Raw genomic sequence first — 14215 nt, forward strand, 5'->3', positions numbered from 1 at the left:
AACTTCATCAGTCAAGGATTCTAGCGTTTTGGTTTATCCTCGATTCTGGACAACATCCGGCAAAGCTTGATTTCGGATAACGACCTGATACACTATGCGTAGCATGGATGAATCAAACTAAACGCTATATGTGGTTAGCCCCACGCTCACTGCTGATCTCTGGATTGGCAAATTCTTGGGTGCCTTTTTCAGATAATGAACTGGTCATGCTCCCTGCCTGGGAAGACTTTTTCTTCTACTTGTAGATTTGTTGAACATTAGCCATCCTCATCATGAGGGTTAGGGGTTGCGGTGGAAACTACGCTTGAAAATATTTGGACACAGGTGCTCGATCGCTTGCAGCTCCAGTTGAATCGCCCTACCTTTGAGACCTGGATTAAAACTGCCAAGGTTGAGCAATTAGAAAACGGTTGCCTGGTGATCCGAACTCCCCATCCCTTTGCCCGCAACTGGCTCCAGAAGTATTACATCAAAACCATCACAGAAGTCGTTCAGGAAGTCGTAGGACATCCGGTTGACATCCACATCACCATTGCTCAAGGGGATAGTGCGGCAGTCGAAGATTTTGAAATGTTTTGGCCTCGCCCGACGCTGGATGATAGTCCGCCAGAAGTACCTGCAATCGTTCAACCTCCTGCGGCGAATGGAAATAGCGGCAACCGCAGCGACCTCAATCCAAAGTATGTGTTTTCACGCCTGGTTGTTGGCTCGAATAACCGGATGGCTCATGCAGCATCCCTGGCAGTGGCAGAGTCTCCTGGACGCGAGTTTAATCCCCTCTTCCTGTGCGGCGGTGTTGGTCTAGGCAAAACGCACCTGATGCAGGCGATCGGGCATTATCGCCTGGATATTTGCCCAAGTTCGCGGGTGTTTTACGTTTCCACTGAACAGTTCACCAACGACCTGATTGCCGCTATCCGTAAGGACAGTATGCAAAGCTTTCGGGAGCACTACCGGGCAGCCGATGTGCTATTGGTGGATGACATCCAGTTCATTGAAGGGAAGGAATACACCCAGGAAGAGTTTTTTCACACGTTTAATACGCTGCACGAAGCCGGAAAGCAGGTTGTGCTTGCGTCCGATCGCCCCCCTAACCAGATTCCCCGCCTTCAGGAACGACTCTGTTCTCGGTTTTCTATGGGGCTGATTGCTGATATTCAACCACCGGATCTGGAAACCCGAATGGCAATTCTGCAAAAGAAGGCAGAGTATGAAAACATGCGTCTGCCCCGTGAGGTGATTGAGTACATTGCTTCAAGCTACACCTCCAACATTCGAGAACTGGAAGGAGCCTTGATTCGGGCAGTTGCCTATATCTCTATCTCAGGACTACCGATGACCGTGGAGAATATTGCACCTGTGCTCAATCCTCCGGTAGAAAAGGTAGAGGCTTCTCCTGAATCGGTCATTGTAATCATTGCAGAAGCCTTTGATGTCTCGATTGAAGACTTAAAAGGCAATTCTCGCAGGCGTGAAATTAGTGTGGCGCGGCAGATTGGCATGTATTTAATGCGGCAGCATACCGACCTCAGCCTGCCCAAAATTGGTGAAGAGTTTGGGGGTAAAGACCACACAACCGTCCTCTATAGTTGCGATAAGATTGCCCAGCTTAAGGATAACGATCCTTCAATGACACAAACATTAAGGCAGTTGAGCGATCGCATTAATACGGCAAGTCAGGGAAAAAATAGGTTGCCTAGGGAGTAAGCGTTCCTGCGAGCAGTGCGGCTGAGACTTAGCTAATAAGTTCTCAACAGTTTTTGCTTTTACCCAGCCCCCCAGAATCTTGATTCTGGGGGGCTAAAACCTGTTTGCCGTTTGGGTTTGATTGGGCACCTCTTAGCTTGCATGAGTCGGTTCTTGAACGCAATTGAACGATCACCTCTCCTTATCAATTCCACACTCCAGATGAAGATCTATAACAGTTCTTTTTTGTTTTCTAAGGATTCTATTGAATTATTAATTTTCAACAATTCTTGCATTTGAGAGGTTTTAAACAGGTAAATCAGGCTGTGGAAAACACAGATGATTTCTGTGGAAAACTTTGGGGAAAACCTGTAAATAACCACTGGGCGATCGTGGAAAAGCTAGATGAGTATAAATACTATGTGAATAACTCCCGTTTTTTTCCACAGGTTTTCCACAGGTTTAAAACCTCCTTAAAGGTCGAATTACCAACACTCCACAACTTTTTCCACATTTTCCACAGCCTCTACTACTACTGTTTAAATAAGAATTTCTTAAGTAGGGATCGATCCGGAGAGGCTGGACAGCATGTAAAAATTGCCTCTAGATCGATGGAGACAAGGGTGCTAACATACCCAAGCAACGCTTCAGAACACTAAATCTAGTGGTTTCCAGATGCCGTTATCCCCAGCTACAGCCACTTGCCCAACTTTTTATTCCTCCTCAAAAGGTTGAATCCCATGAAACTGGTCTGCTCCCAAAACAGCCTTAGCTCCAATCTTTCTCTGGTTAGCCGTGCCGTTTCTGCCCGTCCCAGTCATCCAGTTTTGGCAAATGTGTTGCTGGTAGCTGATGAAGATGCGCAACAGGTCAAGCTCAGTGCTTTTGATCTCAGTTTGGGGATTCAAACCAGTTTTGGCGCAGATGTGCAAGTAGGCGGAAAGCTGACGCTGCCTGCAAAGTTGTTGAACGACATTGTGTCGCGATTGCCAGATGGTGAAATTACCCTGGAGGCTGGGGAGGAGGAGAATCCAGCGGATGCAACCCATGTGGTAACGCTAACCTGCTCCTCAGGACGCTATCAGGTGCGGGGGATGGGGGCGGAAGAGTTTCCTGAACTGCCAGTGGTGGAAGATGGAAGTGCAATCCAGTTGTCTGTAGAAAGTGTGATTGAAGGCTTACGGAGTTCGCTATTTGCGGCTAGCGGTGATGAGACAAAGCAGGTGTTAACGGGGGTGCATTTAACGATTCAGCCCGATGGTTTGGAGTTTGCTGCAACGGATGGGCATCGGTTGGCTGTGGTGCAAACCGTGAATTCTGAGGAGCGAGAGGAGTCCTCGAAGCCTGCGAAGGGAAAAGGTAAGACGGGGGCAAAGGATTTACCTGCTGAGGAATCCACAGCCCAACTGGATGTCACGATTCCGGCAAAGGCGCTGCAAGAGTTGATGAAGATGTTAGAGCGGCAGACGGGTGATTCAGTGGCAGTCAAGTTTGACCAGAGCCAGCTTGTCGTTGAATGGACGGATCAGCGGCTGACCAGTCGCTTACTGGAAGGGCAGTATCCCAACTACCAGCAGCTTGTTCCCCGTCAGTTTGCCCGCCAGATGACCTGCGATCGCCGCCTCTTTTTAAGTGCCTTGGAACGAATTGCGGTACTGGCAGACCAGAAGAACAATATTGTCAAATTGACGATGGATAGTGTTAATCAGCAGCTTTCCCTATCGGTGGACGCGCAGGATGTGGGTAGTGGTAAGGAAACCATTCCAGCTCAAATTACTGGAGATGACCTGGATATTGCCTTCAACGTGAAATACCTGATGGATGGACTGAAGGTGGTAACAACTTCAGAAGTGCAAATGCAATTGAATACGGCAACCAGTCCGGCGATCTTGACTCCTCTAGGTGGGGTGAAGATGACCTATCTAGTGATGCCAGTGCAAATCAGATCTTGACCTCAAAGGATCTAAGTCTGGGAAAACCGATTCCTTTTTGCCGTTAATCCCTAAGGTAAGTCATGCGATTTGCTCCATGCAGATGAACTACGCGGATGGTCTTCGCCACCCATCAAATCTCATATTTTCCGATTAAGGATATGGGACTAAAGAAACTGATGATCGAGTGTAAAAATCTCACAGCATCGATCTCATTCAAGGCTGAGTTATCCGCTTTGCCTAAACGCTTTCACTGCTTGAGGGCGAGACTCAATCGCTGCACACTTGGCTAGTTGGTCAAGATTGATACCATTAATGAATTGGCTTTCATTCACCTTCTGGTAGTCTGTCGGAGCCAACTGATAAATACTAATCGCGCCATCCTCCCAAAACCAGACTTCCTGAACTCCTAACGCCTTATACCGCTTCAGCTTGTTAGGTCCACCGCTAGTGATGACAACTTCGATCTCCAGGTCTGGAATTGGCTTTCTTGCACCAAAACAATAGGATTCATCTGCTTGGGCTGAAGCGACTGCTTCCTTTTCCTGGGAGAAAGAACCAGTGGCAACAAATTCTAAACTCTGATTGAGCATGAAATCTTCAAGCAAATAGCCAATATTGCCTTTCACAATCTCATATTCTGGCGAAGTAGACAAAATCTCTAGCTCCCCCTTGTAATAGAACAGACGAACTCCAGGTGAGTCAGCGAACCCGCTTTGAATCGCCTTAAAGCTCTCCCAACTAACTCCAGTTTGGATAAATCGCTGTTCAGTGGGTTTGTCTAGAATTTGGGTCATCGTGATTGACCTCTGTTGCTATCGTCTGCCTATGATCCACGATACACTCGATTTAAATGTCATCCCCTTTCATCCCGAACCACATCAGGAACCATGATTGCTGGAATAAGTGGGGCAGCGGATCAACCTGCCTCCCCTGGGGCGAATGGACTGTAATTTTTGCCAACCTGCATCAATCTATGAACCATTGAGGGGTAAAACTGCCATGTAAACCATAGGGTACATGGTGTTTCAGATGCAGGCGGGCAACGGGTCCCCGGTCCAGGTTTTGGGCATCCAGAATTACCACATCGGAGCGATCGCATGCCGCATCAAACACCAGTGCCAATAGCCAACCGTCATCTTCTTTCCCACTTGGGTTGGGCACAAAAACTGGCTCACTGACAAACCCTCTGGGGGCAGCACTCCAGATCTGGCGCTGATTTGACTCGACATCGACCTTCAAAATTGCCTGGTTTGGTGCATTACCGATTGGTGTATGCGCCGCTGCCATATAGGTGTAGCGGTAGGGTCTCCCCACATAGTTGGGATGGATGGATGGGAATTCACAGCAGCGGCTTTCCAACGGTTGACGCTGAATCTCTCCCGTCTTCAGGTTTAGCTGAAAGCGCCAGAGCTGCCCTGGTGCGATCGCGTCAAAGTCGGTCTGTCGATAGTCAGCTTCAGGTTCTACGGCTGGCAAAGACTCATAGCACACCGAGTCGATTACCAGTTCATCGTCCTGCTCAAAAGCATTGACATGATGGAAGACAAAACCAGCCGACACCTCAAAGGTTTTTGCTCGTTTCTTCCCTACGGTCCATTCCTGGTTTTTGTTCGCTTGCTCGCTGCCTCCTGTCTGAGCTTGCATTCCTGACTCCCTTGGAATCAGCACAATCTTAGTTGGCTGCTCCGGGTGAAAGGTAATGCACTGTCCAGCAGCACGGATACCGATCACATAGGGCAGTGGGTTAAAGCTGACAGGATTTTGGAAAAAGATGCAGTAGTTAGGGGTAATCACAAAATCGTGCACAAAGGCAAAGCCGGGAACGACCTGAGAGTAGTTAGAGATCAGCCGACCCAGTGAGTTGAATTCATAAATTGTAAAGGTTGAAGACAGTCCTGGCTTGATGGAAAAGTTGACCAGGCAAGGTTCGCCATGGTTGCGATCGCAAGCCGGGTCAATGCGGGGATGGGCACCAAACGCATCGCCAGGTTGCAGCACGCCATCCAGATAATCCAGTCCCAATGTTTCCAATGTGGACGGATCAAGCCGGTGTGGCTCGGCAGCTTCCCACAGTGCCAGTAGTTTTCCGCCCCAGTAAACGACATGGGTATTGGCAATATTTTTCAGCCGAAAGTCAAAGGCATTTGTCAACCAGCCCCCAGACTTTTGAGTCCCAAATACCCCCCGGTAGAGAATGCGTCCCGCTTGCTGCTCCTGGACATAACCTTCCGTGCGCACGAAGCGGTTCCGAAAATGGGCACGACCGTCTTTAAATGAGACCGCACAGATCATGCCGTCGCCATCGAAGGGATGGTGAAGACGCTCCCCATTTACATCCAGCAAACCGGGACCATTCCGAAACAGGGTTCCGTAAAGGTCAGGCGGAATTTTTCCCTCTATATCCTCAATCCAGTAGTCAAACTCTTGCTGCAAAGAGTTGTAACCCCTTTGCCAGTCTTCACGATTAAAAGAGATGGGGGTATCAGTCAGGGTTTGCATGGGGATTCAGGGATTATAGTTATGGCAAAATTAAGAGAAAGATACAGGCACGAGGCGGCACACAATAATCTGTCTTCTTGAAAGCAGGATGAATGCTAAGAAAATCTTCGGCATCTACCCCAGTTGGTATGTCTAACGAGCGTTGCTGATTCTAAGGATGAATTTAGAGCAGGATGAAATGAAACAAAGTTTTCACTTCATCCTGCTATTTAGCAATCCCCTGTCTAATCTGATGAGGGATTGAATTTGCGCTGCAACATCCAAAGACTGATCCACAAAATTCCCCTTGGCGAGGACATTCTTATCTTGCCCTCAATCGTCAGGGATCAATAGGGTTTCCTCGGTTTCCCGGTTTGCTGAATGGACGAGTTCAGTCACCAGGTCTGGAATAAAAGGCTGCTCAAGGTGTTTGGAGGCGGAAGAGTCAAAGTCCAATGCCACAGGCACTGTTTGAAGTCGGAGTGTAGACGCTGCCGCATCCGCTGATTGGTCAGACGGAGAAGGTAGCAATCCCAGTAGCGGCAGTGGTAGCAGAGTACTGAGGTTGGTAATCACAACTAGCAGCGCCAGGTTGGAAAAATTGTTTTCCGTAATGCCCATCCAGTGCATCAGCAGGGCACCCGATTCGTAGGAAAGCAACCCCGCCAGGTTGACCACAGACATCAGCAACGCAAACAACGTCGCTTCAACCCCAGGGGGACACAGTCGCGCCGCTAGCACCAGCACTGGCATAAAGGCAATTTGTCCCATGACGGTGAGTACGAGGCTGTCGCCAATACTGAACCAGCGATCGCTAATTCCCAGCGATCGATTGGCATGGGTCACCAGGATCAACATGGTCAATCCCAAAACGGCTGAAATCACCGTAGACCAGCCAAAAATGGTTCGATAGGGAACGTTACGCAAGAAACGCTGAAACGTCCATACACCTAGTAAGGAAGCCAGACTGGTCACCAGGCGTACCCGCCCTAAAAACTCTGGGTCAAACCCCAACTCATTGGTCGTAAAGAAAAAGAAGGCGGATTCAGCCGTTGGGGTTGCCTGCCACAGAAACAAAAACACCGTTGGCATCCAGATTACCTTCTGGCTGACTGCCTGCCGCAGTTGTCCAAACTGTTGCCGCACGACCGCCCAGTTGGCTTGTTCCGTAATCCTAGACTCGTTGATCAGCAGAGCTACCAGAGTCACGATCAAGGGAAAAGTGGCTGTAATGCCGAAGACCGTGCGGGTACTGAAGTGCTGGAGTAGAGAGCCACTGAAGTAGGCAGTGAGAATTCCGCCAACAGCGGTTGCTCCCCAGCAAAGAGACTGTAACGAACCGGCATCACCCACCGACTCTTTGCGTGCCCGCTCGACCACAATAGAGTCAACAATCACATCACTGAAAGCAATTGAAAACGAACTGAGGGCGATCGCCCCCATAGCTGCCCAGGCAGAATGCACAACCGTCGCCAGTGCCACCCAGGAGAGTGCTCCCAGCAGCCCAGACAGAATTAAATAGGGTCGCCGTCGGTAGCCCCAAATGGGCATTCCATCCGATATAAACCCAAATAATGGTTTGATCATCCAGGGCAATGCTGCAAACCCAATTAGGGCAGAAACTTCTGCCGGACTGAGTCCCAGGTCATCTTTGAGAAAAAAGCTAACTGCCAATCGAGCCAGACCCAAAATGCCCTGAACAAAGTAGACCAGCAGAATGGCGATCAACTCAGCCGAGGGTTCATGACCGAACAGGAGCTTTTCGGTCATGGAGTCCTTAATTTTAGTAAAACCAGAAGTCGATACAATCATTGATATTTGTTAACAAACATTTATCAATCGTCCCCATCATAACGAAACCATTTGCAAAAGTCCCGCTTGCCCGCTGATTCGTTGATCACTATATAGATTTCCAAATAGATTTCCAAAAAATCTGAGGTTGAAGCTTAAACCTCATTAACTTAGAAACCCGTAGTTTTTCCTGGGGAAAATCTCCAGTGCTCAACTTGGATGAGGTTGAGATATCAGACTGCCCCAAAAATGATGACACGACTCATGGCGGATGATAACCCTGACAGATAAGGCTCTCGCTTGTAATTCTGTGGCAACCGAACAAAACCAGACGGTAATCGCCCCCTCCGATTCCTGAGAGGTTTATTAACATTCCGTTACAATCGAAACATGAACCGGAGCACAAAGACTCCGAATCGATTAAAGAGGTGCTGTTATGAACGGCAATATCCGCGTCGGGAACCTGTTTGGGATTCCCTTCTACATCAATCCCTCCTGGTTTCTGGTGCTGGCACTGGTGACCTGGACCTATAGTGGTGGTTTAGCTGCTCAATTTCCCGGTTTACCCATCGGTGTTCCCCTGGCTTTAGGGTTGTTGACTGCCCTGCTGCTGTTTTCTTCAGTTCTGGCACACGAACTGGGACATAGCTTTGTTGCCCTGCGGCAAGGTGTTGGGGTGAATTCAATTACTCTGTTTCTGTTTGGTGGTCTTGCCAGCCTTGAGAAGGAGTCAGAAACGCCTGCCGAAGCCTTTTGGGTGGCGATCGCCGGTCCCCTCGTCAGTCTTTTGTTAGCCGGAGTGCTGTTCACGATTGGCTATACAACGGGTGTTGCGGGACCGCTAGCCGCCATTTTGGGTGTGTTGACTTACATTAATTTGGCTCTGGCGCTGTTTAACCTGATTCCAGGTCTGCCTTTGGATGGCGGTAATATTCTCAAAGCATTGGTCTGGAAAATCACAGGTAATCCTTACAAAGGCATTAAGTTTGCCAGCCGTATGGGTCAGGTGGTGGGTTGGGGGGCGATCGCCTCAGGCATTCTGCCACTGTTTCTTACAGGCAGTTTTGGTAGCTTCTGGAACCTGTTGATTGGCTGGTTCCTGTTACAAAATGCAGGTCAAGCGGCGCAATATGCTTCTGTTAAGGAGCAGCTTGACGGATTGACCGCTGCCGATGCCGTTACCCCAAACAGTCCGGTGGTTTCTGACCAGGTGTCCCTGCGCGAATTTGCCGACCAGCTTATCCTTAACTCCGGTAACTGGCGTAAGTTTCTAGTTACGAACCCGGATGGTCAATTGGTAGGTGAAGTGGCGGTTGACACTCTCAGAACAATACCGGGCGATCGCTGGGCAGAAACAAAAGTTGCAGATCTGATCCAACCGATCGAGTCTTTCAGAACCGTCTCATCCAGTGAACCCCTGATGGATGTGATTAAGCTCCTGGAAGAAAACCAGCTACCAGCGTTAACGGTCATTCGTGACAACAACATCCTGGTCGGACTGCTGGAAAAGCCCTCAATTATCAACTTGCTCCAGGGGCGAACCCAGGCAAACCCTGCTTAATCTGTCTGTACACGCTGAATCTGTACTTTTTCCTTACGGTCCCAAGCTATGCCTGGGACCGTTGCTTTTAATAAAGTAGGAGCAATTTCATTTACATATGCGGTTAAGCGGCTGATACGGCAAGGGTTTCCGGTACTAATTTTTAACCCCCTCGCCTGAGAATTGATATAGTATAAATGCCTACGGGAGAACGCACAAAATTATATCTCCCCTTAACTTCCTTGTTTAAGGAGAGATAAGGGGAGATTAAGAAATATGCAACTCACAGAGAATTGGTAAAGTGCCTAGCTCTACCTGTCATTGCGAAGCTAGAAGCTTTCCCACTTAAGCACTTACTTCTTCTTCTTTTTGCCATCCTTTTTAGTTTCTTTCTTTTCAGTCGATTTAGCCTCAAGCACTTCTGCTAGCGGCTCTTCCGCCACAGGTGCTTCTGCTACAGGTGTTTTTGCTACCGGCTCTTCAACCGCAGGTGCTTCCGCTGTTGCTACCGGCTCAACCGCAGGTGCTTCCGCCGCAGGTGCAGCCTGAGTACCCATCTGAGCTGCCACTTCAGCCGCGAAATCCGTTTCTTCCTTCTCGATACCTTCACCCAGAACAAACCGAACAAACCGCCGCACCTGGATATTTTCGCCCAGTTGAGCCACATGCTGCTTCACCAGTTCTTCAACCGTAATGTTTTGATCACGGATGTAGGGCTGATTTAACAGACAGAGTTCATGCAGACGTTTTTCAATCCGTCCCTGAACAATTTTCTCTTTAATGTTGTCAGGCTTACCTGCCAGGTCATCTTTACCCATCTCGATCGCCTTTTCCTTGTCAACGATCGCAGCAGGAATATCACTCACCTTGACATACTCTACCTGAGTGTTTGCAGCCACCTGCATGGCAACATCTTGAACCAGTTTCTTGAATGCTTCGTTCCGTGCCACAAAGTCAGTTTGACAGTTGACTTCGACCAGCACACCCAGGCGACCACCTGTATGAATGTAGCTACCCACTAAGCCTTCAGCCGCCGTTTTCCCAGCTTTCTTCTCAGCAGAAGAAATCCCCTTCTTACGGAGCCATTCCGCTGCTTTTTCCAGGTCGCCATCATTTTCAGTCAGCGCCCTTTTGCAGTCCATCATGCCTGCGCCTGTTTTCTGGCGCAGTTCGCTCACCAGTTTTGCTGTAATTTCTGCCATGTCCCTTAGTTCCTGCTCTGCTATGCGTTGATTAGTGGTTAGTGGTTGGTTGTTAGAAAGTCTAAAAGCGATTAACTAACAACCAACCACCTGGAGTTACTCTTCCGATTCCTCTTCCTCCTCTGGGATAAAAGAGGTGTCATTGTCTTCGTAATCGAACTCTTCTTCAGCACCTTCAAAATCTTCGTAGTCGTCTTCGACTTCAAGTTCACCGTGGCGACCTTCATAGATCGCATCTGCCAGTCTGCCCACTATTAGCTTAATTGACCGAATGGCATCGTCGTTAGCAGGAACGGGGACATCTACGACATCCGGATCACAATTGGTATCGAGTAAAGACACAATTGGAATGCCCAACTTCTGACATTCCTGAACCGCGTTGTATTCGCGCCGCTGATCCACGATCAGGACAATGTCGGGAACTTTTCGCATCAGCTTGATGCCACCCAGATACTTTTGCAGCTTTTCCAGTTCTCGCCGTAGAACCGAGGCTTCTTTCTTCGGCAGCAGATCTAAAGCTCCCGTTTCCTCACGGCGTTCTAGCTCTTTCAGACGCTCTACCCGGGTTTTAATCGTGACCCAGTTCGTCAGCATGCCACCCAGCCAGCGCTGGTTGACGTAATAAGCACCACAGCGGGAAGCTTCCTGAGCAACAATTCCGGCTGCCTGCCGCTTGGTGCCAATGAATAGAAAGCGTTTGCCTTGCTCAGATGCGGAGCGCACGTAGTTATACGCTTCATCCATCAACTGGGCAGTCTGGACAAGGTCAATGATGTGAACTCCGTTCCGAGACGTGTAGATAAACGGATCCATTTTGGGGTTCCAGCGACGGGTTTGGTGCCCAAAGTGAACCCCTGACTCTAACATTTGAGCCAACGTAATAACCGGCATATTTTTTCTCCTTTCGGGTTAATCCTCCACCCAGGAGCATCTTTTAGAAGTTTTTAGTGGTTGGTTGTTGGTTTTTAGAAAGAGGAATGACTATTGATTCCTGGATTTCTAACAACTAAAAACTAACCTCTACTAACCCCTGGCAGACACCCGAAACCCTGGATGTGCGGTTTTTTGACAACTTCTCTAGGGTAACACAGTCAGTTTACCTATGAGGTTAGAGTTTTTGGAACTGAACTTCCTTCTTTTTAGGGAGGAGGTTACAAGCTGGGATAGTTATGGTTCGGTATAGAACATTGAAGCCGACTTTTCATTCATAGCCTTTAAATAAAAGGAGCTTTCAACGATGGTTACGGAATATGATCCCCCGTTTGACCCCACGGATAGCAATCCTGACCCAATTACCCATGAACCCGGTGCTCATCCCGTTGGGACTGGGCTGGGTGCTGCTTACACAGGCGCGATCGGGACCGCAGTTGGTGGAGCGTTTGGCGGTCCTGTTGGTGCAGTCGTTGGTGCAGCCGTAGGTGCTGTTGCAGGAGGGCTGTTAGGGAAGACAGCAGCAGAATCTGTCAATCCAACCATTGAAGATGAGTACTGGCGCACGAATTATGCTTCCCGTCCTTATTATGAAACAGGACGACGCTACGAAGACTATGAACCAGCTTACCGGACGGGCTATGAAGGCTACGGTCGTTATGCTGGTAGACGGTATGAAGAGGTGGAGCCAGATCTGCGAACCGATTATGAGACTCGGCGGGGTAGTACAGGTTTAACCTGGGATCAAGCCCGGTATGCCACTCGTGATGCCTGGGATCGAGCTGATGGTACTTATGCCAGAGGCGATCGCCCCTATCTTGACCCATCCGTTCGTGATTCCTATGGCGAACCCGTTTCTCCGAGTTACCGGGACGAACACGATCGGTTGCATGGCGATCGCAGGGTAATGGATAATTACCCCGAAAATGTGAGAGATGCGCCTGCCCAACAAAGGATGGAGCAAGATCGGATTGCTTACGAGGAGCGGCTTCGTCAAGAGCGATCGAATAAGAAATTCTAAACCTTCCTAGAAAAATTGACAGTTGTTAAATCGTGTCAATTTTGGGAGTTTGAGAAAGTCCCCGGTTTTTGGTTGAGCCTGACTAAATTTGTCTGGCTGTCTTACCAAAAGCCGGGGATTTCATGGTAGCTGCTCCCTAACCCTGACTGGAGTTCTCTCGATAGTCAGGAAACCTCAATATTCTGGCGGCTGTAGCGATAACCATCAACGCGATACTCAAGTTAACATCAAAGTCAACACAGCACCGAATCTGGTTTATGGACGTTCACACCCCTTCTTCGGCTGATTCGCTCGAAAACCTACCCCGTGAAATCAGAGTCGGTCAACTACGGGACTTGATAGATACGCTAAATATTGCTGAGGAGGTTGCCAGCAAAGGCTACCTGATCACCAGTTCGGAACTGGCAGACCTGATGGACATTAACGCCAGCGCTGTGACCAGCCGGGGCGATAATTGGGTCTGGCGCAACTGGGTCGTTTCCCGTGTCCGCCGAGAAGGAAACCAGATCCTCTGGCAGCTAGAGCGGGTGGACTGAATATTCCGCCAAATGCAGTCTTGACAGATCACTAACTAACTAATTCTGGAAGTTGCGCGGACCCTTATAGCCCGATAGGTCAGCCAGCTTTTGGAGCGACTGGGTACCGGGATAATACTTACCGTTGACTTCCCACGTGGGGAAACCAAATTTCTGCCCAGTTTGCTTCTCCGCCTCTGGAATAATTTTCTGACATTGGGCAGTTTGAGAATTGACACCACCGGGATCGCATTCAAAGTAGTTCAGTTGTCTGGCAGCTTGGACACCAAATAGTTCCTTTTGCTCGTAACAATGGGGGCACCAGTAAGCCGAATACATTTTTGCCCCAACTTGATTGAGATGGCGAACCAGCTCAAATTCTGCGGGACCGGAGGTATTTTTGATGGTGAAGAATACCTGTCCATCGCCTGAGCGGATCTGCGCAGCCGGATCAACACTTCCACTTTCGCTTCCAATGGGCGAATAGACAGCCAGCGTACCAACCAACGTCACCATGACGATGATGACACCCATAAACAGCAGTTGCCCAATGTCATCCCAATCGCGCCCAATTAGAGTGAGCACTAACATGCTGAGGGCAAAAACGGCTGAGGCAAGACAGAAATAGCAAATCCCACCGGCTCCAAACCGGGCAACAAACTGGGAAAACATGATGTACATCAGGTAACCGCTGAAAACGGTCATCGCTGTTGCCCCCATGAACAGCAGTAGCCAGGTCCACTGATCCAGTTTGGTGCGAAATTGCCTATTTTTTTCTGGGTTAATGGCTAAAGGAGCCAACGCAAATGCTGCCATGCCAATGTAGGCAAGCAAACCAAACAAGGAGAGTGGTAACCCAAACAGCGTCGCATAAGGACTGGAAAGAACCTGCTCACATCCTTCCGTTGGGCAGGCGGCGGCGGTGCTGGTCAGTCTGGCAAAGGTGAGGTATGCCGTGATGATGGCACCCAGGATCGCGATCGCCCCAATGATTGGGCGGGACCAGCGATGGATCCAGGGAGTCGTGCGACGACGATTGACTAAACTAGACATGAAATATCCTCAAAAAAGCGGCAGTTCTCCTGGAGATAATTGTCTGCTCCTATTCTGCCCCATTC

12 protein-coding genes are annotated in these 14215 nt (G+C 49.2%); 6 read left to right on the forward strand and 6 right to left on the reverse strand.

Going from position 1 to position 14215, the window contains the following annotated elements:
- Nucleotides 1-107 precede the first annotated feature (107 nt).
- From AC1S52_RS26980 to dnaN, 3 genes are all read left to right on the forward strand, one after another.
- Nucleotides 108-245 (forward strand): hypothetical protein, encoded by a 138-nt coding sequence (locus AC1S52_RS26980; protein WP_482032135.1) that lies wholly within the window; start codon nt 108-110, stop codon nt 243-245.
- A gap of 46 nt (nt 246-291) precedes the next feature.
- Nucleotides 292-1707 (forward strand): chromosomal replication initiator protein DnaA, encoded by a 1416-nt coding sequence (gene dnaA, locus AC1S52_RS26985; RefSeq protein WP_482032136.1) that lies wholly within the window; start codon nt 292-294, stop codon nt 1705-1707.
- A 719-nt stretch (nt 1708-2426) separates the two neighbouring features.
- A complete protein-coding gene (dnaN, locus tag AC1S52_RS26990; protein WP_482032137.1) occupies nt 2427-3638 on the forward strand; it encodes a DNA polymerase III subunit beta in 1212 nt (403 codons plus the stop codon).
- Nucleotides 3639-3844: 206 nt separating this feature from the next.
- Here the strand turns inward: dnaN and AC1S52_RS26995 are convergent, their stop codons facing one another.
- From AC1S52_RS26995 to AC1S52_RS27005, 3 genes are all read right to left on the reverse strand, one after another.
- A complete protein-coding gene (locus AC1S52_RS26995) occupies nt 3845-4414 on the reverse strand; it encodes a Uma2 family endonuclease (RefSeq protein ID WP_482032138.1) in 570 nt (189 codons plus the stop codon).
- 172 nt (nt 4415-4586) lie between these two features.
- Entirely contained in the window at nt 4587-6119 is a 1533-nt protein-coding gene (locus AC1S52_RS27000; protein ID WP_482032139.1) for a carotenoid oxygenase family protein, read from the reverse strand.
- 312 nt (nt 6120-6431) lie between these two features.
- A complete protein-coding gene (locus AC1S52_RS27005; RefSeq protein ID WP_482032140.1) occupies nt 6432-7868 on the reverse strand; it encodes a folate/biopterin family MFS transporter in 1437 nt (478 codons plus the stop codon).
- A 457-nt stretch (nt 7869-8325) separates the two neighbouring features.
- Here AC1S52_RS27005 and AC1S52_RS27010 point away from each other — a divergent pair, with 457 nt between their 5' ends.
- Nucleotides 8326-9450: a site-2 protease family protein gene (locus tag AC1S52_RS27010; protein ID WP_482032141.1), complete on the forward strand. Its 1125-nt coding sequence runs from the start codon at nt 8326-8328 to the stop codon at nt 9448-9450.
- A 332-nt stretch (nt 9451-9782) separates the two neighbouring features.
- Here AC1S52_RS27010 and tsf read toward each other — a convergent pair whose 3' ends face one another.
- Together tsf and rpsB are read right to left on the reverse strand one after the other, a co-directional pair.
- A complete protein-coding gene (gene tsf, locus AC1S52_RS27015) occupies nt 9783-10631 on the reverse strand; it encodes a translation elongation factor Ts (RefSeq protein ID WP_482032142.1) in 849 nt (282 codons plus the stop codon).
- A gap of 96 nt (nt 10632-10727) precedes the next feature.
- Nucleotides 10728-11522, reverse strand: coding sequence for a 30S ribosomal protein S2 (gene rpsB / locus AC1S52_RS27020; protein WP_482032143.1), 795 nt, complete (start codon nt 11520-11522; stop codon nt 10728-10730).
- Nucleotides 11523-11868: 346 nt separating this feature from the next.
- Here rpsB and AC1S52_RS27025 point away from each other — a divergent pair, with 346 nt between their 5' ends.
- A complete protein-coding gene (locus AC1S52_RS27025; protein WP_482032144.1) occupies nt 11869-12582 on the forward strand; it encodes a hypothetical protein in 714 nt (237 codons plus the stop codon).
- Between the two features lie 257 nt (nt 12583-12839).
- Entirely contained in the window at nt 12840-13118 is a 279-nt protein-coding gene (locus AC1S52_RS27030) for a hypothetical protein (RefSeq protein ID WP_482032145.1), read from the forward strand.
- Between the two features lie 39 nt (nt 13119-13157).
- Here AC1S52_RS27030 and AC1S52_RS27035 read toward each other — a convergent pair whose 3' ends face one another.
- Nucleotides 13158-14150, reverse strand: a complete 993-nt coding sequence (locus tag AC1S52_RS27035) for a vitamin K epoxide reductase family protein (RefSeq protein ID WP_482032146.1) — start codon at nt 14148-14150, stop codon at nt 13158-13160.
- Nucleotides 14151-14215 lie beyond the last annotated feature (65 nt).

The organism is Kovacikia sp. CALU 1929 (assembly GCF_056784235.1).